Below are 25,834 nucleotides of genomic sequence, written 5' to 3' on the forward strand. Positions count from 1 at the left end.
CTGCAATGTCACGATTCGCTTCCGCCTGCCTGCTGGCCGGCATGATGACCGCTGCCTCGGTGGGTACCGCCGTGGCAGCTGAAGACACCGACCGTTACGCCTGGCTGGAGGACGTCACCGGCGACAAGCCGTTGTCCTGGGTCAAGGAACAGAACGCCAAGTCCGAGGCGCGCCTGGCGCAGACCCCGGCCTTCAAGCAGATGGAGACCAGCATCCGCGAGGTGCTCGACTCGGACGCCAAGATTCCCGGCGTGCAGAAGATCGGTGACTACTACTACAACTTCTGGAAGGACAAGCAGCACGAGCGGGGCCTGTGGCGTCGCACCACCCTGGCCGAGTACCGCAAGGCCTCGCCGACCTGGGAGACCGTGCTCGACCTGGATGCGCTGAACAAGGCCGAGAACGAAAACTGGGTCTGGCACGGCGCCGACTGCCTGCGTCCGGACTACAGCCGCTGCCTGATCGCGCTGTCGCGCGGCGGTGCCGACGCCGATGTCACCCGCGAGTTCGACCTGGCCAGCAAGAGCTGGATCAAGGACGGCTTCTTCCGTCCCGAATCGAAGGGCGGCCTGAGCTGGATCGACCGCGACACCGTGTTCGTTTACACCGACTTCGGTACCGGTTCGATGACCACCTCCGGTTACCCGCGCGTGGCCAAGCTGTGGAAGCGTGGCACGCCGATGTCCACGGCCAGCCTGGTCTATGAAGGCAAGCCGGAAGACATGTACATCGCGGCGATGCACGATGACACCCCGGGCTTCGAGCGCAACCTGGTCAGCCGCACGCTGGCCTTCTACAACAACGAGATCTACCTGCGCGGCGACGATGGCAAGCTGACCAGGATCGATGCGCCGAACTCGGCCGAGAAGGGCCTGCACAAGCAGTGGCTGACCCTGGAACTGCGCGATCCGTGGACCGTGGGTGGCAAGACCTACGCCTCCGGCGCACTGCTGGTGACCAAGCTGGATGATTTCCTGGCTGGCAAGCGCGACTTCGAGGTGCTGTTCACCCCGACGGCGACCACCTCGCTGGCCAGCGCCTCGTGGACCAGGAACCACCTGGTGCTGAACGTGCTGGACGACGTCAAGAACCGCCTGTCGGTGCTGACCCCGACCGCCAAGGGCTGGCAGAAGAGCGATTTCGTCGGCGTGCCGGCCTTCGGCACCCTGGGCGTCAGTGCTGTCGACAGCAATGACAGCGATGCAGTGTGGCTGACCGCCACCGACTACTTGACCCCGACCACCCTGGCCATCGCCGACATCGGCAAGGCGCCGGAAGTGCTGAAGACCATGCCGGCGTTCTTCGATGCCGACGGCAAGGTCATCGAACAGCACTTCGCCACCAGCAAGGACGGCACCCGCGTGCCGTACTTCGTGGTGCACGACAAGGCGATGAAGCTCGATGGTTCCAACCCGACCCTGCTGTACGGCTACGGTGGCTTCGAGATCTCGCTGACCCCGGCGTATTCCGGTGGCATGGGCCGCGCGTGGCTGGAGAAGGGCGGCGTGTACGTGGTCGCCAACATCCGTGGTGGTGGCGAGTACGGCCCGCGCTGGCACCAGGCGGCGCTGAAGCAGAACCGCCACAAGGCCTATGAAGACATGGCCGCGGTTGCCCAGGATCTGGTCACCCGCAAGATCACCTCGGCCAAGCACCTGGGCGTGCAGGGCGGCAGCAACGGTGGCCTGCTCACCGGCAACATGCTGACCCAGTATCCGGAGCTGTTCGGTGCGGTGGTGGTGCAGGTTCCGCTGCTGGACATGAAGCGCTACAGCCACCTGCTGGCCGGCGCCTCGTGGATGGCCGAGTACGGCAACCCGGACACCAGCGACTGGGAGTTCATCAAGACCTTCTCGCCGTACCACCTGTTCGACGCGAAGAAGAGCTACCCGCCGGTGCTGTTCACCACCTCCACCCGCGATGACCGAGTACATCCGGGCCACGCCCGCAAGATGGCCGCGAAGATGATCGATGCCGGCAAGGACGTGACCTACTACGAGAACATCGAAGGGGGTCATGGCGGTGCGGCCAACAACGCGCAGGCCGCGCACATGTCCGCACTGGCCTACAGCTTCCTGTGGGAGCGGTTGGGCGGTAAATGATGGAATGAAAAACGCCGCCCTCGGGCGGCGTTTTTCGTTGGGCATTCGTTGAACGGTAGCGCCGGGCCATGCCCGGCGCTACCGGAAATGTTTCAACCCACGCGCGATCCGCTCCACCGCCTCCTGCAACCGCGGCACTTCCTGGGTATAGGCCAGGCGCACGTGCTGGTTCGATCGATGGAAGCCGAAATCCAGGCCCGGGGTGAACGCCACGTGCTCGGTCTCCAGGAAGTGCGCACAGAACGTCTGCGCGTCATCGGTAAACCCACTGACGTCGGCGTACAGGTAGAACGCACCCTGCGGCTCCACTTCGATGCGGAAGCCCAGTTCGCGCAGTGCCGGCAGCAGGAAGTCGCGGCGCTGCTGGAAGGCCTGGCGGCGCTGCTCGAAGATCGTCATCGCCTCCTCACTGAAACAGGCAAGGGCCGCATGCTGGGCGATGCTCGAGGCGCTGATGTACAGGTTCTGCGCCAGCTTCTCCAGGTCGAGTACTGCCGCCGGCGGTGCCACCAGCCAACCCAGTCGCCAGCCGGTCATGCCGAAGTACTTGGAGAAGCTGTTCAGCACGAAGGCGCTGTCGTCCACTTGCAGCACGCTCGCTGCATCCTGGCCGTAGGTCAGGCCGTGATAGATCTCGTCGACCACCAGGTGACCGCCGCGCGCATGCAGCGAAGCAGACAGTGCCGCCAGTTCATCGGCTGACAGCACGGTACCGGTGGGATTGGCCGGCGACGCCACCAGTGCGCCGACGCTGTCGCCATTCCAGTGCTGCTGCACCAGCGAAGGGGTCAGCTGGTAGGCCGTTTCGGGTCCCACCGGCACCAGCTGCGCGCCACCTTCCACCAGTCGCAGGAAGTGGCGGTTGCAGGGATAGCCGGGATCAGCCAGCAGCCAGTGACGGCCCGGGTCGACCAGCAGGCTGCTGGCCAGCAGCAGCGCGCCGGACCCGCCCGGCGTGACCAGGATGCGTTCGGGGTCGATATCCAGGCCGTAGTGGCTGCGATAGAAGCCGCTGATCGCCTGGCGCAGAGCGGGTAGGCCGCGTGCGGCGGTGTAGCGGGTGTGGCCGGCGGCCAGCGCCGCCTGGCCGGCACGCACGACCGGTTCGGCGGTGGTGAAGTCCGGTTCGCCGATCTCCAGATGGATCACATCGTGACCGGCCTGTTCCAGCGCCTGAGCGCGGGCCAGCAGGGACATCACATGGAAGGGAGCGATTTCGTGGCTGCGCCGGCTGTAGCCCGGCGTGTGGGGCAGGGTACTCATGCGCACATGGTACGCCGCCGGTCCAGGTAGTGCCGGCCGCTGGCCGGCAACCTCGGGATGAATGGTCTGCTGCGGTTGCCGGCCAGTGGCCGGCACTACCCAGGCATGCGGTCGTGACCATCTGCAGGGTTGCCCACAGCCCCCCTGCAACCCAGACTCAGGCGCAAGGACGCCATTGCATTGCCGATCAAGGAGCCTTATCTCATGAAATCCACTCTCTGCCTGTTGCTTGCGAGCCTGATGACCAGTACCGCCACCGTCGCCGCCCCGCCCGTTCCGCCGGATGTTGAGAAGCGTCCGCACGTGGTCAAGGCGCCGTTCGGCGCGACCCGCAACGATGACTATTACTGGCTGCGCGACGACACGCGCGAGGACAAGGCCATGCTGGCCTACCTGCAGGCCGAGAACGCCTACGCCGACCAGCTGCTGGCACCGCTGAAGCCGCTGGAGGATGCGCTGTACGGCGAGATCGTCGGCCGCATCAAGCAGGACGATGCCAGTGTGCCGGCGCGCGAGCGCGGCTACTGGTACTACAGCCGCTACGAGACCGGCCAGGACTATCCCATCCATGCGCGCCGCAAGGCCAGCATGGACGCGCCGGAGGAAGTCCTGCTCAACGTCAACACGATGGCTGCCGGCAAGGGCTATTTCAGCGTCGGCTCGATGGAGGTCAGCCAGGACAACCAGCTGCTGGCCTGGGCCGATGATGACGTGGGCCGCCGCCAGTACGTCATCCGCTTCAAGGACCTGCGCACCGGCGCGGTGCTGCCGGACACGATCACCGGCACCTCCGGCGACCTGGTCTGGGCCGACGACAACCGCACCGTGCTGTACGTCGAGAACGATCCGGAAACGCTGTTGACCGTGCGGGTGAAGAAGCACGTGCTGGGCACCCCGGCCAGCGCCGACACCGTCGTCTACGAAGAAAAGGACGACAGCTTCTACATGGGCATCGGCCGCACCCGCGACGATCGCTTCATCACCATCGGCGTGCACAGCACCGTGTCCTCCGAAGAGCGCTACGCGCCGGCCAGCGACCCGACCACGTTCACCGTGCTCGCCCCGCGCCAGCGCGACGTGGAGTACGACGCCGACCATTACGACGGCCGCTGGGTGATCCGCACCAACGATGGTGCGAAGAACTTCAAGCTGGTGACCGCACCGACCGATGCCACCTCGCGCGCGCAGTGGAAGGACTGGATTGCGCACGACGATGCGGTGTTCATCGAAGGCTTCGAACTGTTCGATACCTACACCGCCATCGCCGAACGTTCCGAAGGCCTGGAGCGCATCCGCCTGCTGTTCAAGGACGGCCGCAGCGACTATGTGAAGGCCGACGAGCCGGCCTATTCGATGGGCCTGGGCGACAACACCGAGGCTGACACCCCGTGGCTGCGCTACGTCTACACCTCGATGACCACCCCGACCACGGTATTCGAACTGAATACCGCCACCGGCGAGCGTCGCCAGCTGAAGGTGCAGCCGGTGATCGGCTATGACGCATCGGAGTACGAAACCGACCGGGTGTGGATCACCGCGCGCGACGGGGTGAAAGTGCCGGTGTCGCTGGTCTATCGCAAGGGCTACAGGAAGGATGGCACCGGCGCGCTGTTCCAGTACGCCTACGGCAGCTACGGCATGTCGATGGACCCATACTTCAACCAGACCGCGGTGAGCCTGCTCGACCGTGGCGTGGTGTATGCCATCGCCCACATCCGCGGCGGTCAGGAAATGGGCCGCGACTGGTACGAGAACGGCAAGCTGCTGCACAAGCAGAACACCTTCAACGACTTCATCGACGTCACCCGTGGCCTGGTGGCGCAGGGCTGGGCGGCGAAGGATCGTGTTGCCGCCTCCGGTGGCAGCGCCGGTGGCCTGCTGATGGGCGCCATTGCCAACCAGGCGCCGCAGGACTACCGCGTGCTGGTGGCACAGGTGCCGTTCGTGGACGTGGTCACCACCATGCTCGACCCGACCATCCCGCTGACCACCAACGAGTACGACGAGTGGGGCAACCCCGAGCAGAAGCCGTACTACGAGTACATGCTGTCCTACTCGCCCTACGACAACGTGAAAAAGCAGGCCTATCCGTCGCTGTTCGTGGGTACCGGCCTGTGGGATTCGCAGGTGCAGTACTGGGAGCCGGCCAAGTGGGTGGCCAGGCTGCGTGATGACAACACCAGCTCCTTCCCGATCCTGTTCCGCACCAACATGGAAGCTGGCCACGGCGGCAAGTCGGGGCGCTTCCAGCGTTACCGCGAACTGTCCGAGTCCTATGCATTCGTGCTGCAGCAGCTGGGCATCGAAACGCCCGCTGCCGGCGCTGCGACGGAATGACGCATCGTGGCGGCGGTGATATCGCCGCCGCCACCTGCGCTCGGTATCCTTGCGCGATGCGCCCGCCCGAACCGCCTGCCACCAACGACCTGCCAGCGCCCGCCCGGCCGGTGCGGTTCCGTTGGGCGTGGTGGTTGCTGGCCTACGCCAGCCTGGGCACCGGCATCGTCGGCATCTTCGTGCCGGGGCTGCCCACCACCGTATTCATCCTGATCTCGGCCTGGGCCGCCTCGCGCGGCTCCGAGCGCCTGCACACCTGGCTGCTGCAGCACCCGCGCTTCGGCCCGGCCATCACCAACTGGCAGGCACATGGTGCGGTCAGCCGCTACGGCAAATGGATGGCCACGATCACCATGGCGGTGTGCGCCGGCATCATGCTGTGGTGCGTGCCGGTGGCCTGGGTGAAGTGGTTCTCCATCGGCAGCATGACCGTGGTGGCGATCTGGCTGTGGACCCGGCCGCTGCCACCGGCCGATTGATCTCTCCCGCCGGGCCATGCCCGGCGGATGCGCGCCGCGGCACCCTGCACCAACCGCTCAGCCGCCAATGGCTATACTCGGGGCATGAACATCCCCCATCGCAACGTCATCCTGATTCCGCTGGCAGCGGCCTCGCTGCTGTTCCTCGCCGCATGCGGCAACAAGGGCCCGCTGGTGCTGCCGCAGAAGCCGGTACCGGTGGAAGAAACCGTCGAACCGGCCGCTGATGCCGACGCCACGCCTGCTGCCACCCAGGACCCCCGCGACGGTAGTCCGTCGGTGACCCCGGACCCGGTCAAGAAGGTGGACGACGGGAATGAGTAAGGCGGTTTCCAACGGCCTGCGCTTCAGCAAGATGCACGGCGCGGGCAACGATTTCGTAGTGATCGACCTGCGCGACGGCACCCCGCCGCCCACCCCGGAACTGGCCGCACGCCTGGCCGACCGCCATACCGGCGTCGGCTGCGACCAGATCCTGACCATCGAGCCGCCGCGCGCCGAAGGCTCCGTCGCCTCGTACCGCATCTGGAACGCCGATGGTTCCAATTCCGAACAGTGCGGCAACGGCGCGCGCTGCATCGCTGCCTGGCTGGTGCGCGAGGGCAGTGCGCAGGGCGATCACTTCGTGATCGACAGCCCGCTGGCCAGCCACGCCGTGGATGTGCTCGGCAATGGCCAGTACGCGGTGGCGATGGGCGTACCGCTGTTCGAACCGGCGCAGGTGCCGCTGATCGGCTTCGCCCACCCGCGCGAGGAATACCTGCTGCCACTGCAGGGTGAGACCGTGCGTTTCGCGGCGGTGTCGATGGGCAATCCGCACGCGGTGATCGAAGTGGGCCTGGTCGACGCTGCGCCGGTTGAGCGCGTGGGTGGATTGCTGCAGCAGCATGCCTCGTTCCCGAAGTCGGTGAACGTGGGCTTCGCGCAGGTGATGGGCCCGGAACATGTGCGCCTGCGCGTGTTCGAGCGCGGCGTGGGTGAAACCCTGGCCTGCGGCAGTGGCGCCTGCGCCGCCGCCGTGACCCTGATGCATCGCGGCCGCCTGCAGCGCGATGCGCGCATCAGCCTGCCCGGAGGCGACCTGCGCATCCAGTGGCCCGGCGATGGCCAACCGGTGGTGATGGCTGGCCCGACCGCATTCGTCTTCGAAGGGGAGTGGATCGCATGACTGAGACCGTCGACAAGCTCGGTGCCCATGAAGTCGCCGCCTGGTTGCGGCGTCATCCGGGCTTCCTCAAGCAGTTCCCGGACCTGGCGCTGACCCTGGTGGTGCCACGCGATGACGGCCCGACCGCATCGCTGGCCAGCTACCAGCTGGAAGTGCTGCGCGAGAAGAACCGCGAGCTGGCGCGACGGTTGGCCGACCTGGGCGCGACCGCGCAGGTCAACGAGCGGCTGGCGGTGCGCACGCATCAGCTCACCCTGGCACTGATGAAGCAGGACAATGCCGCCGATACGCTGCGCGCGATGGCGGCGTCGCTGCAGGAAGACTTCGCCGGCGATCTGGTGCGGCTGGTGGTGCATGCGCCGGTGGCCGGGCTGGAGCAGGCCGAGTGGCTGCAGGTGCTGGCTGCCGATGATGCGCAGCTGGGCCCGTTCCGCGACTGCCTGAAGGATGGTGAGCCGATCTGTGGCCGCCTGCAGAGCGACAAGAACGCGGTGCTGTACGGCGCGCGCAGCGAGGAAGTGCAGACCACCGCGCTGCTGCCGTTGCCGGGCGTTGGCCTGATCGCAGTGGGCAGTCATGATCCGAACCGCTTCTATCCCGGCATGGGCACGCTGTTCCTGCGGATGATGGGCGAGGCCCTGGTGACCGGGCTCAAGCGCTTCGCGGATTGAGCGGGAAACGACGACGATGAGCGCGGTGCAGGCGTTCCTGCAGCACCTGCAGGTGGAGCGGCGGATGTCGGCGCATACGCTCGATGCCTACCGCCGCGACCTGGACGCATTGTCGGTGTGGGCCGAGCCCCGCGGCGTGGCCGTGGAGGCGCTGGATGTCGACGCGGTGCGCCAGTTCGTTGCCGACGAACACCGCCGTGGCCTGTCGGCCAAGAGCCTGCAGCGCCGGTTGTCGGCCTGCCGCAGCTTCTATGCCTGGCTGCTCAAGCATGGCCGTATCGAGGCCAGCCCGGCAGCGACGCTTAAAGCACCGCGCGCACCGAGACGATTGCCGCAGGTACTCGATGCCGACGAAGCCGTGCAGCTGGTTGAACTGGAACCGGAGGGCGAGCTGGGTCGTCGTGACCGCGCGCTGCTGGAGCTGTTCTATTCCTCCGGCCTGCGCCTGAGCGAAGTCTGCGCGCTGACCTGGCGCGATCTGGATTTCGCCAGTGGCCTGGTCAACGTGATGGGCAAGGGCAACCGGCAACGTCGCGTTCCCTTCGGAAAGCCGGCACGCGAGGCGCTGCTGACCTGGCGCAGCGAAAGCGGCGGTGGCGCCGCCACACCGGTTTTCCCCGGCCGTAACGGGCCGATCAGCCAGCGTGCGGTGCAGATCCGCATCCGCCAGCTGGCGCAGCGCCAAGGCCTGTTCAAGCACGTGCACCCGCACATGCTGCGGCACAGTTTCGCCAGCCACATCCTGGAATCCTCCGGCGACCTGCGCGGTGTGCAGGAACTGCTCGGCCATGCCGACATCGCCACCACGCAGATCTACACGCACCTGGATTTCCAGCATCTGGCCAAGGTCTACGATGCGGCGCACCCGCGCGCGAAACGACGCAAAGACCCGCCCGACAAGGGGGGGTAGCGCCGGGCCATGCCCGGCGAGCGCAACAGCCTCCGCTTGATCTGCATCAGGGCAGGGCGGGGCGCAGTGGCGCATTGTGGCCGCAGGCCCCGAGCGCATCTGCTGGGGCTGCGATCGATACTGCGCCGCCGACGCACTGGCCTGTGGCAACGGCTCGGGCCGCACCCAGCACCCCATCGAAACCCAGGGCGCAGACTGGTACGTGGCATTGGGGATTGAGCCGAATCCGGACCGCCCTTCGCAGGCCAAACGCTGAACGGCAGGCGTTCCACGTTCGGGCGGTGGGTTCCGCGCGCATTGCGATGCGCTCGTTGGAAGGGCGCCCCTCTGCCCATGGGGCGCCACCAAGCGCTGAACGGCAGCTATCGGCACGGGCTTGATCGCTTCGGCGGCTGTCCCCATGTCCCGTGAACAGCTATCGGAGGCCGCATGGACCCCAGTCAGAATCCCACCGTTTTCCACGCCACCACCATCGTCTGCGTTCGTCGCGGCGAGCACGTGGCGATTGCCGGCGACGGCCAGGTCACCCTCGGCCACACGGTGATGAAGGGCAACGCACGCAAGGTCCGCCGCCTCGGCCGTGATGGCCAGGTGCTGGCCGGCTTTGCCGGTGCCGCCGCCGACGCCTTCACCCTGTTCGAGCTGTTCGAAGCCAAGCTGGAAAAGCACGGCCAGCTGCAGCGTGCTGCGGTGGAACTGGCCAAGGATTGGCGCACCGAGCGTCGCCTCGGCAAGCTTGAAGCCCTGCTGGCGGTGGCCGACAAGGAAACCTCGCTGATCATCAGCGGCACCGGCGATGTGATCGAGCCGGAGGACGGCATCATCGCCATCGGTTCCGGTGGTTCGTATGCACTGTCCGCTGCACGCGCGCTGATGGCGCACACCGAACTGGACGCACGCACCATCGCCAGTGAAGCGATCAACATCGCCGGCGACATCTGCATCTACACCAACCGCAACGTGGTGGTCGAGGAGCTGTGACGGGGAACCGTCACAGGCATTCCCGATCCGCCGGGCATGGCCCGGCGCTACCGACAACGAATTCGTGAGCACACCCATGCCGCACAAGATCGAAGTTTCCTCCGCCACCATGACCCCGCGCGAGATCGTGCAGGAACTGGACCGGCACATCGTCGGCCAGCATGATGCCAAGCGCGCGGTCGCCATCGCCCTGCGCAACCGCTGGCGCCGCATGCAGCTGCAGCCCGAGCTGCGCAACGAGGTCATGCCCAAGAACATCCTGATGATCGGCCCGACCGGCGTCGGCAAGACCGAGATCGCGCGCCGCCTGGCCACGCTGGCCAACGCGCCGTTCGTCAAGGTCGAAGCGACCCGCTTCACCGAAGTCGGCTATGTCGGCAAGGACGTCGAACAGATCATCCGCGACCTGGCCGATACCGCCGTCAAGCTGTACCGCGAGCAGGCCAAGGTGCGCGTGCGCACGCAGGCCGAAGAGCGCGCCGAAGACCGCATCCTCGATGCGCTGCTGCCGCGCCGCAGTGGTGGTATCGGCTTCGACCCCGAGGCTGCGCGCAACGAACCGTCGGCGCAGGACAACGAGACCCGCATCAAGTTCCGCAAGATGCTGCGCAACGGTGAGCTGGATGATCGCGAGATCGAGCTCGACCTGACCGCCAACGTCAGCATGGACATCATGACCCCGCCGGGCATGGAGGAAATGGGCCAGCAGCTGAAGTCGATGTTCGCCAACCTCGGCGGTGGCGCCAAGGCGCACAAGCGCACGCTGACCATCAAGGCCGCGCGCCCGCTGCTGCAGGAAGAAGAAGCCGGCAAGCTGGTCAACGAGGACGATATCCGCACTGCCGCGATCGAAGCCTGCGAACAGCACGGCATCGTGTTCATCGACGAGATCGACAAGGTCGCCAAGCGCGGGGATGCAGGCTCGTCTGGCGGTGATGTCTCGCGCGAAGGCGTGCAGCGCGATCTGCTGCCGCTGGTGGAAGGGTCCAACGTGTCCACCAAGTACGGCACGATCAAGACCGACCACATCCTGTTCATCGCATCGGGCGCGTTCCACCTGGCCAAGCCCAGCGACCTGATTCCCGAGCTGCAGGGCCGCTTCCCGATCCGCGTGGAGCTGGGTGCGCTGAGCAAGGCGGATTTCGTGCGCATCCTGACCGAACCGAAGGCGGCGCTGACCAAGCAGTACGAAGCGCTGCTGGCCACCGAAGGCGTCAAGGTCAGCTTCACCACCGACGCCATCGACCGCCTGGCCGAGATCGCGTTCCAGGTGAACGAGCGCCAGGAGAACATCGGTGCGCGCCGTCTGCACACGGTGCTGGAGCGCCTGCTGGATTCGCTCAGCTACGAAGCACCGGACCGCGATGGTGAGACCCTGGCCATCGACAGTGCCTACGTCGATGCGCACCTGGGTGAGCTGGTGCAGGATCCGGACCTGAGCCGTTACATCCTGTAACCGGGAATGCGAAAAGGCCGCCGAAAGGCGGCCTTTTTGTTTGTCCGTTCGCATCCACGCATGGCGTGGATCTACCAAGGTAGCGCCGGGCCATGCCCGGCGACCCTCACGCTTCCGGCAGCGGCTCCGGCACCGAACCCGGTACGAACATGCCTTCCTTCACGTAGGCGGCCAGGGTCATGTCCAGCGCCAGCATGCCATCGCGCTTGAGGTCCATCAGGTCCGGTTCGACCATGGCCCCGTGCAGCACGCCGAGCACGGTGGCGTGCAGCATGCGCGCGGCGATCTTCGGGTCGGCGCCGTCGCGCAGCTGGCCGAGGTCCTGGGCACGGCGCAGGGCACGCTCCATCCGGTCGAGGGCATCGCGGAAGCCGGCCTGCTGCAGTTCGGTCAGTACCCTGGTATCAGCCGAGGCATCGCTGCGCAGCATGATCTCCATGGTCTTGCGCAGGCGCTCGTCCTCGGACAGCTCGATGAACGAGTGGATCATCACCGCGCGCAGATCGTGCACCGGGGTATCGCGCTGGTCGCTGGAGGTGCGCTCCAGTTCCTGCATGAAAGGCAGGTGTACCCGTTCGATCATCGCCGCCAGCACTTCGCCCTTGTTCTTGAAGTGCCAGTACACCGCGCCGCGGGTATAGCCGGCGCGGGCACCGATCATCTCCAGCGTGGTGCGGGCGACGCCATGCTCGTGGAAGCAGGTTTCGGCGGCGTCCAGGATGCCTTCCCGGGTCGCCTGGGTGTCCTCTTTGGTCTTGCGGGCCATGAGTGGGTACGAGTTAGCGTGAAACGTGGCTGAATTGTACCGGTTTACAAACAAACACGCATGTATGTATATTTCCCTCCCATCATTCCCGTCGTGTGCGTGGCAGGCCAGTCCTGGCTCCCACTCCACCCGGGTGGGCGCTGTCCGCGCGGTCTCCGCTCCTGCAAGGGGAGGGTTCGCCGTATCAGTGCCAACTGAGATCCCTCCCTTCAAGAGCCATTCCCATCATGTTGCTGAGCCGAATCCGACCCTTCGCGTTGTCGCTGGCGATCGCTGCGACCGTCGCTGCCTGTGGCGGCCAACCCCAGGCGCCCGAACAGGGGCCGGGCCAGGTCAGCGTGGTCACGCTGAAGTCCGAGACTGTCGGCCTGACCCGTGAGCTGCCGGGCCGCACCAATGCCTTCCTGGTGGCCGAAGTGCGCCCGCAGGTCAACGGCATCGTCGCCAAGCGGCTGTTCACCGAGGGTGGGATGGTCAAGGCCGGCGAGCCGCTGTACCAGATCGAGGACGCCAGCTACCGCGCCCAGGCCAACAGCGCGCGCGCACAGCTGGCCCGCGCTGAAGCCACCGCCAATGCGGCGCGCCTGAGCGCCAAGCGCATCACCGAGCTGGCCAAGGTCGACGCGGTCAGCCAGCAGGATCTGGAAAACGCCGTGGCCGCGCAGAAGCAGGCCGAGGCCGATGTCGGCGCCGCCAAGGCATCACTGGATGCCGCCAACGTGACCCTCGGTTATGCGCGCATCACCGCGCCGATCAGCGGCCGCATCGGCAAGTCCAGCGTCACCCAGGGGGCGCTGGTCAGCGCAGGCCAGGCCACTGCACTGGCGACCGTGCAGCAGCTGGACCCGATCTACGTCGACCTCACCCAGTCCTCGGCCGAGCTGCTGCAGTTGCGCCGCGAACTGGCGGCCGGCCGCCTGCAGGACAACCAGCAGACGCCGGTCAGCATCCTTATGGAAGACGGCAGCACCTTCGAACACAAGGGCACGCTGGAGTTCTCCGAAGTCAGCGTCGATCCGGCCACCGGCAGCTTCGCGCTGCGGGTCAAGGTCGACAACCCCGATGGCCTGCTGATGCCGGGCATGTACGTGCGCGCGGTGATCGGCGGCGGCGTGCGCAGCGATGCGGTGCTGGTGCCGATGCAGGGCATCGCACGCGATCCGAAGGGCGATACCAGCGCGATGGTGGTCGGCAAGGACAACAAGGTCGAAGTGCGCCCGGTCAAGGTCAGCCGCACCGTCGGCGACAAGTGGCTGGTCGAGGACGGCCTGAAGGCTGGCGACAAGGTCATCGTCGAAGGCCTGCAGAAGATCGGCCCGGGCATGCCCGTGAACGCCACCGAACAGGGCGCCGCCCCGGCCAAGCCGGCCGCCGCCCAACCTGCAGCTGCGGCCGCAGGCGCGAAGTAAGCGGAGAACCCCATGGCACGTTTCTTCATCGATCGACCCATCTTCGCGTGGGTCATCGCGATCATCATCATGCTCGCCGGCGGCCTGGCCCTGTTCAAGCTGCCGATCTCGATGTACCCCAACGTCGCACCGCCGGCGGTGGAAATCAGCGCCAGCTACCCGGGTGCTTCGGCCAAGGTGGTCGAAGACTCGGTGACGCAGATCATCGAGCAGAACATGAAGGGTCTTGATGGCCTGATCTACTTCTCCTCCAACAGCTCGTCCAACGGCCAGGCCACCATCACCCTGACCTTCGAGAGCGGTACCAACCCCGACATCGCCCAGGTGCAGGTGCAGAACAAGCTGCAGCTGGCGATGCCACTGCTGCCGCAGGAAGTGCAGCGGCAGGGCATCAACGTCGCCAAGTCCAGCTCGGGCTTCCTGAACGTCATCGCGTTCGTGTCCGAAGACGGCAGCATGGACGCCAACGACATCGCCGACTACGTCGGTTCCAATGTCGTGGACCGTCTCAGCCGCGTGCCGGGCGTGGGCAACATCCAGGTGTTCGGTGGCAAGTACGCCATGCGCATCTGGCTGGACCCGAACAAGCTGCACACCTACGGCATGTCGGTGCCGGAAGTGGTTGCTGCGGTGAAAGCACAGAACGCGCAGGTGGCCATCGGCCAGCTGGGTGGTGCGCCGTCGGTGAAGGGCCAGCAGCTCAACGCCACCATCAACGCGCAGTCGCGCCTGCAGACCCCGGAACAGTTCCGCAACATCATCGTGCGCGGCGCGCAGGACGGTGCCGAACTGCGCCTGGGCGACGTTGCCCGCGTCGAGCTGGGCGCCGAGTCGTACGACTTCGTCACCCGCTACAACGGGCAGCCGGCCAGCGGCCTGGCGGTCACCCTGGCTACCGGCGCCAACGCGCTGGATACCGCTGCCGGTGTCGATGAAACCCTGAAGGAACTGGAAGGCTTCTTCCCGGCCGGCCTGAAGGCCGAGATCCCGTACGACACCACCCCGTTCGTGCGCGTGTCGATCAAGGGCGTGGTGCAGACCCTGCTCGAAGCGATCGTGCTGGTGTTCGTGGTGATGTACCTGTTCCTGCAGAACTTCCGCGCCACCCTGATCCCGACCATCGCCGTACCAGTGGTGCTGCTGGGTACCTTCGGCGTGCTGTCGGTGCTGGGCTTCTCGGTGAACATGCTGACCATGTTCGCGATGGTGCTGGCCATCGGCCTGCTGGTGGACGATGCCATCGTGGTAGTGGAGAACGTCGAGCGCATCATGTCCGAAGAGGGCCTGTCGCCGCTGGAAGCCACACGCAAGTCGATGAGCCAGATCACCGGTGCGCTGGTGGGTATCGGCCTGGTGCTGTCAGCGGTGTTCGTGCCGATGGCCTTCATGAGCGGCTCCACCGGCGTGATCTACCGGCAGTTCTCGGCGACGATCGTGTCGGCGATGGCGTTGTCGGTGCTGGTGGCGATCGTGCTGACGCCGGCGCTGTGCGCGACCATGCTCAAGCCGCTGAAGAAGGGCGAGCACCATGTCGCCCACCGCGGTTTCGCCGGTCGCTTCTTCAACGGCTTCAACCGCGGCTTCGACCGTACCAGCGAAAGCTACCAGCGCGGCGTGCGCGGCATCCTGCACCGTCCGTGGCGGTTCATGGGCATCGTCGCTGCGCTGTTCCTGCTGATGGGCGTGCTGTTCGTGCGCCTGCCCAGCTCGTTCCTGCCCAATGAAGACCAGGGCGTGCTGATGGCGCTGGTGCAGGCGCCGGTCGGTGCAACCCAGGAGCGCACGCTGGAATCGATCGCCGCGCTCGAAAAGCACTTCATGGAAAACGAGAAGGGTGCCGTCGAATCGGTGTTCTCGGTGCAGGGCTTCAGCTTCGCCGGCATGGGCCAGAACGCGGGCATGGCCTTCGTCAAGCTGAAGGACTGGAAGGATCGTGACGCCGACAACGGCGTGATGCCGATCACCGGACGTGCGATGGCTGCACTGGGGCAGATCAAGGATGCCTTCATCTTTGCCTTCCCGCCGCCGGCCATTCCGGAGCTGGGTACGGCTTCGGGCTACACCTTCTTCCTGAAGGACAACAGCGGCCAGGGCCATGAGGCACTGCTGGCGGCCCGCAACCAGCTGCTTGGCCTGGCGGCTGGCAGCAAGAAGCTCGCCAACGTGCGTCCGAACGGCCAGGAAGACACCCCGCAGTTCCGCATCGATATCGATGTGGCCAAGGCCAGCTCGCTGGGCCTGTCGATCGATCAGGTCAACACCACCCTGGCCACCGCGTGGGGCAGCTCGTACATCGATGACTTCATCGATCGCGGCCGCGTCAAGCGCGTGTTCGTGCAGGCTGACCAGCCGTTCCGCATGGTGCCGGAGGACTTCGATCTCTGGTCGGTGAAGAACGACAAGGGCGAGATGGTTCCGTTCAGCGCCTTCGCCAGCAAGCACTGGGATTACGGTTCGCCGCGCCTGGAACGCTACAACGGCGTGTCGGCCACCGAAATCCAGGGCGAACCGGCCCCGGGCGTGGCCTCCGGTGATGCCATGGCCGAGATCGAACAGCTGGCCAAGCAGTTGCCGGCGGGCTTCGGCGTCGAGTGGACGGCGATGTCCTACCAGGAACGCCAGGCGGGCTCGCAGACGCCGCTGCTGTACACGCTGTCGCTGATGATCGTGTTCCTGTGCCTTGCCGCGTTGTACGAAAGCTGGAGCGTGCCGACCTCGGTGCTGCTGGTGGCGCCGCTGGGCATCCTTGGTGCGGTGCTGGCCAACACCTTCCGTGGCATGGAGCGCGACATCTACTTCCAGGTGGCGATGCTGACCACGGTGGGCCTGACCAGCAAGAACGCGATCCTGATCGTCGAGTTCGCCAAGGAGCATCTGGAGAAGGGCGCGGGGCTGATCGAAGCGACGATGCACGCAGTGCGCGACCGTCTGCGTCCGATCATCATGACCTCGCTGGCCTTCGGCATGGGCGTGCTGCCGCTGGCGATCTCCAGCGGTGCCGGCTCCGGCGCCAAGCAGGCGATCGGCACCGGCGTGCTGGGCGGCATGGTGGTCGGCACCGTACTCGGCGTGTTCTTCGTACCGCTGTTCTTCGTCGTGGTGCAGCGCGTGTTCAAGAAGCGCAACGCCACCAGCTGATGCGAAACGGTAGTGCCGGCCGCTGGCCGGCAGCTGCTGATCGCGTGATGTGAATCCAACGAGGTTGCCGGCCAGCGGCCGGCACTACCTCCTGCCATCCGGCAGTACCGATGGAAGTCATTCCAATGAAAAGTACATCTCTGTTCCTCTCCATCGCTGCGGCACTGGCGCTTGCCGGCTGCGGCACCCTGGCGCCGAAGAACACCGCGGTGGCCCCGGCCATTCCGTCGCAGTGGCCAGCGGAAGCCGCGCAGGGCGAAGTGGCCGATGCGGCCGCGATCGGCTGGCGCGACTTCTTCACCGATGAGCGCCTGCAGCAGGTGATCGGCCAGGCGCTGGACAACAACCGCGACCTGCGCGTGGCCGTGCTCAACGTCGAGAAGGCGCGCGGCCAGTACCGCGTGCAGCGCGCTGACCGCGTGCCGGGCGTGGCCGTGACCGGGCAGATGGACCGCCGCGGTGGTGACGTGCCGGTGACCGAGCAGTTCAGCGCGGGCGTCGGCGTGGCCGAGTTTGAACTGGACCTGTTCGGCCGTGTGCGCAACCTGAGCGAGGCCGCGCTGCAACAGTACTTCGCTGTAGCTGCCAACCGCCGCAACGCGCAGCTGAGCCTGGTGGCCGAGACCGCCACCGCGTGGTTGACCTACGGCGCCGACCAGCAGCGTCTGGCGATCGCCGAAGCAACGGTGAAGACCTATGAGGATTCGCTGCGCCTGGCCGAAGCACGCCATGAGCGTGGTGGCAGTTCGGCGCTGGAACTGACCCAGACCCGCACCCTGGTCGAGACCGCGCGCACCGATGCCGCGCGTCTGCGTGGGCAGCTGGCCCAGGACCGCAACGCGCTGGCGCTGCTGGCCGGTGGCCAGCTGGATCCGGCGCTGCTGCCGGACAGCATCGCGCCGCAGGTACTTGCGCTGGCGCCGCCGCCGGCCGGCTTGCCCAGCGACGTACTGCTGCAGCGTCCGGACATCATGGCGGCGGAGCATCAACTGCTGGCCGCCAATGCCAACATCGGTGCCGCACGCGCCGCCTTCTTCCCCAGCATCTCGCTGACCGGCAGCATCGGCACTGGTTCGGGTGAACTGTCGGGCCTGTTCGACAGCGGCACGCGGGTGTGGAGCTTCCTGCCGAAGATCACTTTGCCGATCTTCCAGGGCGGCAAGCTGCGCGCGAACCTGGCGGTGGCCAACGCCGATCGCGATATCGCGCTGGCGCAGTACGAAAAGTCGATCCAGAGTGGTTTCCGCGAAACCGCCGATGCGCTGGCATTGAATGTCAGCCTGGATGAGCAGGCCGCCTCGCAGCAGCGCCTGGTGGACGCGGCCGAGCAGGCCAACCGCTTGTCACAGGCGCGCTATGACGCCGGCCTGGACAGCTTTGTCACCCTGTTGGATGCACGTCGTACCGCCTACAACGCGCAGCAGACACAGCTGCAGACGCAGCTGGCGCAGCAGTCCAACCGCATCACGCTGTACAAGGTGCTGGGCGGCGGCTGGCACGAGCGCGGGTAAGCCGCGCTTGTGGTGGGTGCCAACCTTGGTTGGCACAGGGCCAGCCGACTGCGCTGACGCATCCGTGCCAACCAAGGTTGGCACCTACCGGAGCAGGTCAAGATTGGCGTGGGCCAGTCAGGCCAAGCGTCACCGTCACACCGCTTCGTCATCCCGCCGCTCGGTGCGGCAGGAGCGTACCCGCGTCAGCGCGTCGCCGGCTTCGCGGGCCATCCTCTCGTACTCGGCGCGGATTTCTTCCAGGCGCTCTTCGTCCAGCTCTTCCAGGTCCAGCAGTTCGTTGTTGGCATCGGCGGTGGCGCGGATCAGTTCATCCAGCTTGATCTGCATCGCCGCCGTGTCCGAGTTCTGCGTGTGCTGGATCAGGAACACCATCAGGAAGGTGATGATCGTGGTGCCGGTGTTGATCACCAGCTGCCAGGTATCGTTGAACTTGAATATCGGGCCGCTGATGCCCCACAGCACGACGATCGCCACCGCAGCCAGGAAGGTCCACGGCGAGCCGGTGGCGGCCGCGGCCTTCTTGGCGATCGTATTGAACAGGTTTCTTGCGCTCATCGTCATCGTTCCACTGGAATGACGACGATCATCGGCACGTGGCCGTGCAGGTGCCGTACAGTCGAGCGTGGGCTCAGGCGCGCAGGCGCGGGGCTTCCTGGCTGCGCACCGGGCTGGCCAGGTAGACGTGCTGCCAGCAGCGTTCGACGAATTCGCGGGCCTGCGCTTCGGTCATGCGCGGCATGATCTGCAGGGCGTACTGGGTCTGGAACAGCTCATCGCGCTGCGCATTGCTGGCGCGCGGTTGGGTGATCAGCGAATCACAAGCGAACTTGATCCACGGCACATAGGTACCGAACGAGGTGTGCGCGAGTGCGCCATCGGCGTGCTGGCGGCGCCAGTAATCCAGCTCCGCATCGACATTGATGACAGGGGGAATGGCGGGAACTTCAGCGTGCATGACGATCCAATCGGTTGGAGGTGAAAGGGAGTGGGGACCCGTTACAGTCTGGCCCGGACGGTGGTGCATGCCGCGTCAGCGCGATGTGCAGCCAGCGTGGCGATGGCGCAGCAGTTGTGCGTGTTCAACCGCACCCAGGCGTTCGGCCATGGCGGCCATCGCATTGCACAGGCGCACCAGGTCGCGGGGATGGTCGTGCAGCAGATCCTGCTGCATCTCCTGGTAGGCGCTCCAGAACGGGGCACTGCGCTGGTGCAGTGCGTATTGCTGCTGCAGTCGGTCCCAGATCGCGGCCAGAGCCGGGTCGCTGGGAGGACGTACGGCATGCGCTTGCATGGTCGGCTCCAACCCGGGGCGGGGGCCCCGGTTGCATTCCACCCTAGACGTGGCTGCGCGGCAGGATGTTAGTGGCGCGTGTGCACTGCACGCAGCTGACTGCGCAGCAGTTCACGTCGAAGCGCGCAGATGCTGCCGGCACAAGGCTGTGCCGGCACTGAAGCGTTCATCAAGGCGGACTCATCAGCCGTGGCGGATGCTCATTCGCCGATGTCTTCGTTCCAGATTTCCGGATGTTGCGCAATGAAACCGCCCAGCAGGTCGACGCATTCCTGGCTGTCCAGGTCGATCACGTTGACGCCGTTCTCGCGCAGCCAGTCGATGCCGCCCTGGAAGGTGCGCGATTCGCCGACCACCACCGTGCCGATGTTGAACTGGCGCACCAGGCCCGAGCAGTACCAGCATGGGGCCAGCGTGGTGACCATGATGGTGTCCTGGTAGCGGCGCTGGCGGCCGGCCTTGCGGAAGGCGTCGGTCTCGCCATGCACGGACGGGTCGCCTTCCTGCACGCGGCGGTTGTGGCCGCAGCCGAGCAGGCGGCCGTCGTTGTGGTACAGCGCCGCGCCGATCGGCACACCGCCTTCGGCCAGGCCCTGGCGGGCTTCGGCGATGGCGGTCTGCAGCAGGGCCTGGTAGTCGGGCGTGGTGATCATGCGGGGCTCCGGTAGGTCGTGGGGCGCCATGATACGGCCAGCGTTCCCCGCAGGGGCCCGGCGGTGCGATAATCGGGGCATGAGCGAATCCCCCTACAAATCCGGTACCACCCATTTCGGGTTCCGCGACGTTGACGCCAAGGACAAGCAGAAGCTGGTCGGCCAGGTGTTCACGTCGGTCGCGCGCAACTACGACCTGATGAACGACCTGATGAGCATGGGCGTGCACCGGGCATGGAAGCGCTACTACGTAGCCACCGCGCAGGTGAAGCCGGGTGACCGCGTGCTTGACCTGGCCGGTGGCACCGGCGATATCGCCGCGTTGCTGAAGGAGCGGGTCGGTGCCGAGGGTTCGGTGGTGCTGGGCGACATCAACGCCGGCATGCTGTCGGTCGGCCGTGACCGCCTGACCAACCGCGGCCTGGTGCTCGGCCTGGACTACGTGCAGTGCAACGCCGAAGCCCTGCCGTTCCCGGACAACAGCTTCGACCTGGTGACCATCGCCTTCGGTCTGCGCAACGTGACCGACAAGGATGCCGGCCTGCGCGAGATGTTCCGCGTGCTGAAGGTGGGCGGCCAGGCCCGTGTGCTGGAGTTCTCCGAAGTCACCGCGGACTGGTTCAAGCCGATCTATGACTTCCACTCGTTCAAGATCCTGCCGAAGCTGGGCAAGCTGTTCGCCAACGATTCGGACAGCTACCAGTACCTGGCCGAGAGCATCCGCAAGCATCCGCCGCAGGAAGAGCTGAAGGCGATGATGGGGCAGGCGGGCTTCGAGCGCTGCCACTACAAGAACCTGACCGGCGGCATCGTCTCGATCCACTCCGGCTACAAGCTGTAAGCCTTGCTTTGGTAGGTGCCAACCTTGGTTGGCACACGCCCGCCGCGAGCGGTGATGGATCCGTGCCAACCAAGGTTGGCACCTACCAGCGGCAGGCCAAGGTGGGCCCAGGGACCGCCCGCGAGCGATGACGCAGCAATCCGCCGTGGTAGATGCCGACCTTGGTCGGCACATGCCCGCCGCAGGCGGTGATGGATCCGTGCCAACCAAGGTTGGCACCTGCCGGGCCATCGCGGGGCCGGCCATTACCCTGCACCGCGCAACGCTTCCTGGCCGGGGGAGAGGTACCATTGGGGTTTGATCCCCGTAACGGTCCCGATTCATGCGCAATCCGCTGATGCTCCTTCCGCTGGCCGTGGCCCTGGCCGCCGGCTGCTCCCAGGAGGCGGCCGCACCCGCCGCCGCCCCGACTGCCCAGAAGGCTCCCGCCGCCCCCGTGAACGCCGAAAACCGCAGCCACGATGAAAGCTCGTACGCCGAGCCGGACAAGGTCGTCGTCAAGGACATCGCGCTGGACCTGAAGCTGGACTTCGACCAGAAGCAGATCGGCGGCACCGCCACCTACACCCTGGAATGGAAGCAGAAGGATGCCAAGCAACTGGTGCTGGACACCCGCGAACTGAGCATCGCCAAGGTCGAAGCGATCGCCGCCGACGGCGCGCGCAGCCCGCTGCAGTTCGTGCTGGCCCCGGTGGACAAGGTGTTCGGCAGCAAGCTGACCATCGAAACCCCGGAACAGCCGGCCAAGGTCGAGGTGACCTACCACACCGCACCGACCGCGTCGGGCCTGCAGTGGCTGGCGCCGTCGATGACCGAGGGCAAGAAGCTGCCCTTCATGTTCAGCCAGTCGCAGGCGATCCACGCCCGTTCCTGGGTGCCGCTGCAGGACACCCCGAGCGTGCGCTTCACCTACAGCGCGCACGTGGTCTCGCGGCCGGACGTGATGGTGCTGATGAGCGCCGACAACGATCCCAAGGCCGCGCGTGACGGTGACTACACCTTCAAGATGCCGCAGCCGATTCCGTCCTACCTGCTGGCCATTGCTGCCGGTGACCTGGTGTTCGAGCCGATCTCCGGCCGCTCCGGCGTCTGGGCCGAGCCGACCATGGTCAGCAAGGCCGCCAAGGAATTCGAAGACACCGAGAAGATGATCGGTGCCGCCGAGAAGCTGTACGGCGAATACCGCTGGGGCCGCTACGACATGCTGGTGCTGCCGCCGTCGTTCCCGTTCGGCGGCATGGAAAACCCGCGCCTGACCTTCGCCACGCCGACCGTGATCGTCGGCGACAAGTCGCTGGTCTCGCTGGTCGCCCATGAACTGGCGCACAGCTGGTCGGGCAACCTGGTGACCAACGCCAGCTGGAAGGATATCTGGCTCAACGAAGGCTTCACCACCTACGTCCAGGGCCGCATCACCGAAGCCCTGTACGGCAAGGAGATGGCCGAGATGGAAAAGCAGATCGACCAGACCGATCTGCTGGCCGAAGTGAAGGACATGAGCCCGGCCGACCAGGCACTGGCACTGCCGCCGCTGAACGAACGTGACCCGGACGAAGCCCTGAGCCAGGTGGCCTACGTCAAGGGTTCGTGGTTCCTGGAATTCCTGGAACAGCGCTTCGGTCGCGAAACCTTCGACCCGTTCCTGCGCGGCTGGTTCGATGACCATGCCTTCCAGAGTGCCAACACCGACCAGTTCGTCGATTACCTGAAAAAGAACCTGCTGCCGAAGAATCCGTCGGCGGTGACCGAGGCCGAACTGAAGGCGTGGCTGGACGAGCCGGGCATTCCGGCGTTCGCGGCCAAGGCGCAGTCGCGCAATTTCAGCAGCGTGGATACCGCGCGTATTGCCTTCGCCAGCGCCGGCACCGTGCCGAGCAGCCAGGTGATTGCCGAGTGGAGCACCCAGGAGTGGGTCCGCTTCATCGACGGCCTGGGCGCCACCCAGCCGCTGGACAAGCTGGCCACGCTGGACAAGGCATTCCACTTCACCGGCACCCCGAATGGCGAGATCGCCATGCGCTGGTACCCGCTGACCATCCGCAGCGGCTACGAGCAGGCCAATGAAGCGGCCGCTGCGTTCATCGAGCGTGTGGGTCGTCGTAAGCTGATCCTGCCGATCTACGCCGAACTGGTGAAGACCCCGAAGGGGCTGGAGCTGGCCAAGCAGGCATTCGAGAAGGCCAAGCCGGGCTACCACCCGATCACCACCGCCTCGGTGCAGGACATGCTGGCCAAGGCTGAAGCAAAGTAAACGGTACTGCCGGCCGCTGGCCGGCAACCTGGCACTGCTTCACCGGCGACGGCGGGGAAACCCGCCGTTGCTGTATCCGCTTTTCGCTGCCGATAGAATCGGGAAGCACCCGTAAAGGACTCCGCCATGAAACGACTGATCCTGCTCACCGCCTGCACCCTGGCCCTGGCCGCCTGCAGCAACCCCGAGGAAGAACGCAAGGCGCAGGAGGCCGCCGCTGCCGCCGTGCAGGCGCAGAAGGAAGCCAAGGCCGAGGATGTGGCCAAGCAGTACGACATGGCCGTGGCCGCGCAGGACTGGGAGCGCGCGCGCCTGCATGGCGCCTCGCTGCTGGATCAATACAAGGACACCGCCGCCGCCGAGCGCATCGCCGCCGGCTTCGACGAGGTCAAGGCCAAGGGCGATGCCGCGCGCGACCTGCGCCGCATGCAGGCGCTGTGGCAGTACAACCAGATTCCGGTCGGCAACAAGGGCAACCAGGTGTCGGCACAGATTTTCAGCAAGGAGCGGGTGGATGTGGATGGCAGCGGCGCCAAGCCGGTGCAGCTGGTTTTCCGCGACCACCCCGAATGGAAGCGTCATGCCTACCTGGTGCTGCAGGCCGGCGATTTCCGCTGCCCGCAGTGCACGGTGAAGGTCACGGTGGACGATGGCAGGCCGATCTCCATGGCGGCATGGCGGCCGAAGACCGACGAGGCGATCGCCCTGTTCATCACCGACCAGAAGGCGCTGTGGAAGCTGGCAGCCAAGGGCAAGTCGATCAGCATCGAATTCCCGGTCAAGGCCGGTGGCACCCGCACGGCGGTGTTCGAGACCGGTGGCGTGGATGCCAGCCGCATGCCGGCGTGGTGGCATTGACCATGGATGCACGGGTGGCTGCGCCGGCACTGTCGACGATCCGCCACTGGGTGTTCGACATGGATGGCACGCTGACCGTGGCGGTGCATGATTTCGCGCGGATCAAGCGCGAACTGGCGATTCCGCAGGAGGATGACATCCTCACCCACCTGGCCGGGTTGCCGGCCGCGGAGGCCAGCGCAAAGCATGCCTGGCTGCTGGCGCACGAGCGTGCGCTGGCCGCTGCGTCCCAGCCAGCGACGGGTGCGGTGGCGCTGGTGCGCGCGCTGCAGGACACCGGCTGCCGGCTGGGCATCCTGACCCGCAACGTGCGCAGCCTGGCGCAGGTCACCCTGCAGGCCATCGGGCTGGGTGACGTATTTGCCGAAGACGCCATCATTGGCCGTGACGAGGCCGAGCCGAAGCCGTCCCCCGCCGGGCTGCAGTATTTCCTGCGGCGCTGGCAGGTGGAACCGTCGCAGGTGGTGATGGTGGGTGATTACCGCTTCGATCTGGAATGCGGCCGCGCGGCAGGCACCCGCACGCTGCTGGTCAATGCCCCGGGCAACCTGTGGCCGGACATGGCCTGTTGGCACCTGGCCGATTGCGCGGCGGTGCTGGAGCGCTGGCGAGGCTAGCGCGGCGCTCTCGACGCGTTGTGGCGGGAACCTGGGGACCGCGCCGGCGGCCAACGCTCGGCTGTCATCACAGTGCATTGTGCGAGGCCGGCTGGACGCGCTTCGAATGTCCGGCAGGGGTTGAAGCGCAGGCGGTTGCGGAACCGTCGCCGCTCACTGCCGCGGCCTGATCGGCGCTGCGGCGGGCGTTGGAGGTGCCGGCGGGTGGTCTTGCCGCGCTGGCGGGTGTGTCGGGTTGCACGTTGTACGGTGTGGCCCGCTGCCAAGGATGGGGCATGGGTGTCCTTGGCTCCATTTCTGGATTCCTTTCCGCAGTACCAGGGCAAGCCGCGCAATCTGGTGATCGTGCTGGAAGAAAGCCTGGGCGCGCAGTTCATCGGCAGTCTTGGCGGGCGGCCGTTGTCGCCCAGTTACGACCGCCTGAGCAGGCAGGGCTGGGCATTCGAGCGGCTGTATGCGACCGGCACGCGTTCGGTACGCGGCATCGAAGCAGTCCTGACCGGGTTCCCGCCGACCCCGGCCGAATCGGTGGTCAAGCTGTCCGCCAGCCGCCAGCCGCCAGCCGCCAGCCGCCAGCGATTCTTCACCCTGGCCGATGTGCTGGGGCGGCATGGCTACGACACCGGCTTCTACTACGGCGGCGAAAGCCACTTCGACAACATGCGCGAGTTCTTCCTCGCCAATGGCTTCACCCGCATCGTGGACCGCAAGGATTACCGCAAGCCGGCATTCGTCGGTTCCTGGGGCGCGTCGGATGAAGACCTGTTCGGCCGCGCCGACCAGCAGTTCCGGCACATGCATTGGGCGAGTTCTTCCGCAAGGCGATGGCCTCACCGTACTGGGACGACACCGTGTTCCTGGTGGTGGCTGACCATGATTCGCGGGTGTTCGGCAGGAACATGGTGCCGATCGGCAACTTCCATATTCCCGGGTTGATCCTCGGCGGCGGCATCGAGGCGCGCCGCGATACCCGCATCGTCAGCCAGATCGACTTGCCGCCGACGCTGCTGTCACTGCTGGGCATTGCCGATCCCACCCCGACGGTGGGGCAGGACCTGACCGACCTGCAGCGGCTGCAGCCGGGACGGGCGCTGATGCAGTACGACCGCAACCTGGCGTGGATGGAGGG

Annotated in this window: 23 protein-coding genes and 2 pseudogenes; 19 read left to right on the plus strand and 6 right to left on the minus strand. The window is 66.2% G+C overall.

Annotation, left to right across the window (positions count from 1 at the left end):
- Positions 1–5: 5 nt before the first annotated feature.
- Positions 6–2,102, plus strand: a complete 2,097-nt coding sequence (locus tag WKB25_RS09635) for a prolyl oligopeptidase family serine peptidase (protein WP_340570207.1) — start codon at positions 6–8, stop codon at positions 2,100–2,102.
- A gap of 78 nt (positions 2,103–2,180) precedes the next feature.
- Here the strand turns inward: WKB25_RS09635 and WKB25_RS09640 are convergent, their stop codons facing one another.
- Entirely contained in the window at positions 2,181–3,365 is a 1,185-nt protein-coding gene (locus tag WKB25_RS09640) for a pyridoxal phosphate-dependent aminotransferase (RefSeq protein ID WP_340570209.1), read from the minus strand.
- A 204-nt stretch (positions 3,366–3,569) separates the two neighbouring features.
- Here WKB25_RS09640 and WKB25_RS09645 point away from each other — a divergent pair, with 204 nt between their 5' ends.
- The 9 genes from WKB25_RS09645 to hslU all read left to right on the plus strand — a co-directional run bounded on the left by WKB25_RS09645 (position 3,570) and on the right by hslU (position 11,367).
- Positions 3,570–5,702 carry a S9 family peptidase gene (locus tag WKB25_RS09645; RefSeq protein ID WP_340570210.1) on the plus strand — a complete coding sequence of 711 codons (2,133 nt, stop codon included), beginning with the start codon at positions 3,570–3,572 and terminating at the stop codon, positions 5,700–5,702.
- 56 nt (positions 5,703–5,758) lie between these two features.
- Positions 5,759–6,181, plus strand: coding sequence for a YbaN family protein (locus WKB25_RS09650; protein ID WP_340570212.1), 423 nt, complete (start codon positions 5,759–5,761; stop codon positions 6,179–6,181).
- An 84-nt stretch (positions 6,182–6,265) separates the two neighbouring features.
- Complete coding sequence (locus WKB25_RS09655; protein ID WP_340570214.1) at positions 6,266–6,505, plus strand: lipoprotein; 240 nt, start codon at positions 6,266–6,268, stop codon at positions 6,503–6,505.
- Complete coding sequence (gene dapF / locus WKB25_RS09660) at positions 6,498–7,349, plus strand: diaminopimelate epimerase (protein ID WP_340570216.1); 852 nt, start codon at positions 6,498–6,500, stop codon at positions 7,347–7,349. Before WKB25_RS09655 ends, dapF begins: the two co-directional genes overlap by 8 nt.
- Positions 7,346–8,020, plus strand: coding sequence for a DUF484 family protein (locus WKB25_RS09665; protein ID WP_100462415.1), 675 nt, complete (start codon positions 7,346–7,348; stop codon positions 8,018–8,020). Before dapF ends, WKB25_RS09665 begins: the two co-directional genes overlap by 4 nt.
- 16 nt (positions 8,021–8,036) lie before the next feature.
- Entirely contained in the window at positions 8,037–8,930 is an 894-nt protein-coding gene (gene xerC, locus WKB25_RS09670) for a tyrosine recombinase XerC (RefSeq protein ID WP_340570217.1), read from the plus strand.
- A gap of 76 nt (positions 8,931–9,006) precedes the next feature.
- Complete coding sequence (locus WKB25_RS09675) at positions 9,007–9,186, plus strand: DUF3079 domain-containing protein (RefSeq protein ID WP_340570218.1); 180 nt, start codon at positions 9,007–9,009, stop codon at positions 9,184–9,186.
- 173 nt (positions 9,187–9,359) lie between these two features.
- Positions 9,360–9,911, plus strand: a complete 552-nt coding sequence (gene hslV, locus WKB25_RS09680; RefSeq protein ID WP_025877284.1) for an ATP-dependent protease subunit HslV — start codon at positions 9,360–9,362, stop codon at positions 9,909–9,911.
- A gap of 76 nt (positions 9,912–9,987) precedes the next feature.
- The gene (gene hslU, locus WKB25_RS09685) at positions 9,988–11,367 is read left to right on the plus strand and encodes an ATP-dependent protease ATPase subunit HslU (RefSeq protein ID WP_089236974.1); all 1,380 of its coding nucleotides are present in this window, start codon (positions 9,988–9,990) and stop codon (positions 11,365–11,367) included.
- Between the two features lie 106 nt (positions 11,368–11,473).
- On the opposite strand, the gene WKB25_RS09690 is transcribed toward hslU, so the two are convergent.
- Positions 11,474–12,133 carry a TetR family transcriptional regulator gene (locus tag WKB25_RS09690; RefSeq protein WP_340570221.1) on the minus strand — a complete coding sequence of 220 codons (660 nt, stop codon included), beginning with the start codon at positions 12,131–12,133 and terminating at the stop codon, positions 11,474–11,476.
- 227 nt (positions 12,134–12,360) lie between these two features.
- Here WKB25_RS09690 and smeD point away from each other — a divergent pair, with 227 nt between their 5' ends.
- The 3 genes from smeD (at position 12,361) to smeF (ending at position 18,191) form a co-directional block, all read left to right on the plus strand.
- On the plus strand, positions 12,361–13,542 hold the full coding sequence (smeD, locus tag WKB25_RS09695) for a multidrug efflux RND transporter periplasmic adaptor subunit SmeD (RefSeq protein WP_099820612.1): 1,182 nt from the start codon (positions 12,361–12,363) through the stop codon (positions 13,540–13,542).
- Between the two features lie 12 nt (positions 13,543–13,554).
- Complete coding sequence (gene smeE, locus WKB25_RS09700; protein WP_080149814.1) at positions 13,555–16,680, plus strand: multidrug efflux RND transporter permease subunit SmeE; 3,126 nt, start codon at positions 13,555–13,557, stop codon at positions 16,678–16,680.
- 110 nt (positions 16,681–16,790) lie between these two features.
- Entirely contained in the window at positions 16,791–18,191 is a 1,401-nt protein-coding gene (gene smeF, locus WKB25_RS09705) for a multidrug efflux RND transporter outer membrane subunit SmeF (RefSeq protein ID WP_340570225.1), read from the plus strand.
- A gap of 135 nt (positions 18,192–18,326) precedes the next feature.
- On the opposite strand, the gene WKB25_RS09710 is transcribed toward smeF, so the two are convergent.
- The 4 genes from WKB25_RS09710 to WKB25_RS09725 form a co-directional block, all read right to left on the minus strand.
- Complete coding sequence (locus WKB25_RS09710; protein WP_340570227.1) at positions 18,327–18,749, minus strand: low affinity iron permease family protein; 423 nt, start codon at positions 18,747–18,749, stop codon at positions 18,327–18,329.
- Positions 18,750–18,822: 73 nt separating this feature from the next.
- On the minus strand, positions 18,823–19,149 hold the full coding sequence (locus WKB25_RS09715) for a hypothetical protein (protein ID WP_099820615.1): 327 nt from the start codon (positions 19,147–19,149) through the stop codon (positions 18,823–18,825).
- Positions 19,150–19,224: 75 nt separating this feature from the next.
- Positions 19,225–19,485 (minus strand): hypothetical protein, encoded by a 261-nt coding sequence (locus WKB25_RS09720; RefSeq protein ID WP_340570229.1) that lies wholly within the window; start codon positions 19,483–19,485, stop codon positions 19,225–19,227.
- Positions 19,486–19,685: 200 nt separating this feature from the next.
- The gene (locus WKB25_RS09725; RefSeq protein ID WP_005411083.1) at positions 19,686–20,138 is read right to left on the minus strand and encodes a nucleoside deaminase; all 453 of its coding nucleotides are present in this window, start codon (positions 20,136–20,138) and stop codon (positions 19,686–19,688) included.
- A gap of 79 nt (positions 20,139–20,217) precedes the next feature.
- Here WKB25_RS09725 and ubiE point away from each other — a divergent pair, with 79 nt between their 5' ends.
- The 6 genes and pseudogenes from ubiE to WKB25_RS09755 form a co-directional block, all read left to right on the plus strand.
- Positions 20,218–20,979: a bifunctional demethylmenaquinone methyltransferase/2-methoxy-6-polyprenyl-1,4-benzoquinol methylase UbiE gene (gene ubiE / locus WKB25_RS09730; RefSeq protein WP_025877269.1), complete on the plus strand. Its 762-nt coding sequence runs from the start codon at positions 20,218–20,220 to the stop codon at positions 20,977–20,979.
- A gap of 322 nt (positions 20,980–21,301) precedes the next feature.
- Positions 21,302–23,230: a M1 family metallopeptidase gene (locus WKB25_RS09735; RefSeq protein ID WP_340570232.1), complete on the plus strand. Its 1,929-nt coding sequence runs from the start codon at positions 21,302–21,304 to the stop codon at positions 23,228–23,230.
- 126 nt (positions 23,231–23,356) lie between these two features.
- The gene (locus WKB25_RS09740; protein WP_340570233.1) at positions 23,357–24,088 is read left to right on the plus strand and encodes a hypothetical protein; all 732 of its coding nucleotides are present in this window, start codon (positions 23,357–23,359) and stop codon (positions 24,086–24,088) included.
- A 2-nt stretch (positions 24,089–24,090) separates the two neighbouring features.
- A complete protein-coding gene (locus WKB25_RS09745) occupies positions 24,091–24,705 on the plus strand; it encodes an HAD family hydrolase (RefSeq protein ID WP_340570323.1) in 615 nt (204 codons plus the stop codon).
- Between the two features lie 345 nt (positions 24,706–25,050).
- Positions 25,051–25,431 (plus strand): annotated as a pseudogene (locus WKB25_RS09750) (sulfatase-like hydrolase/transferase); the annotation flags it as partial.
- Between the two features lie 98 nt (positions 25,432–25,529).
- Positions 25,530–25,670 (plus strand): annotated as a pseudogene (locus WKB25_RS09755) (hypothetical protein); the annotation flags it as partial.
- Positions 25,671–25,834 lie beyond the last annotated feature (164 nt).

The sequence above is a fragment of the Stenotrophomonas sp. G106K1 genome (assembly GCF_037969685.1).
Classification (GTDB): Bacteria; Pseudomonadota; Gammaproteobacteria; order Xanthomonadales; family Xanthomonadaceae; genus Stenotrophomonas; species Stenotrophomonas lactitubi.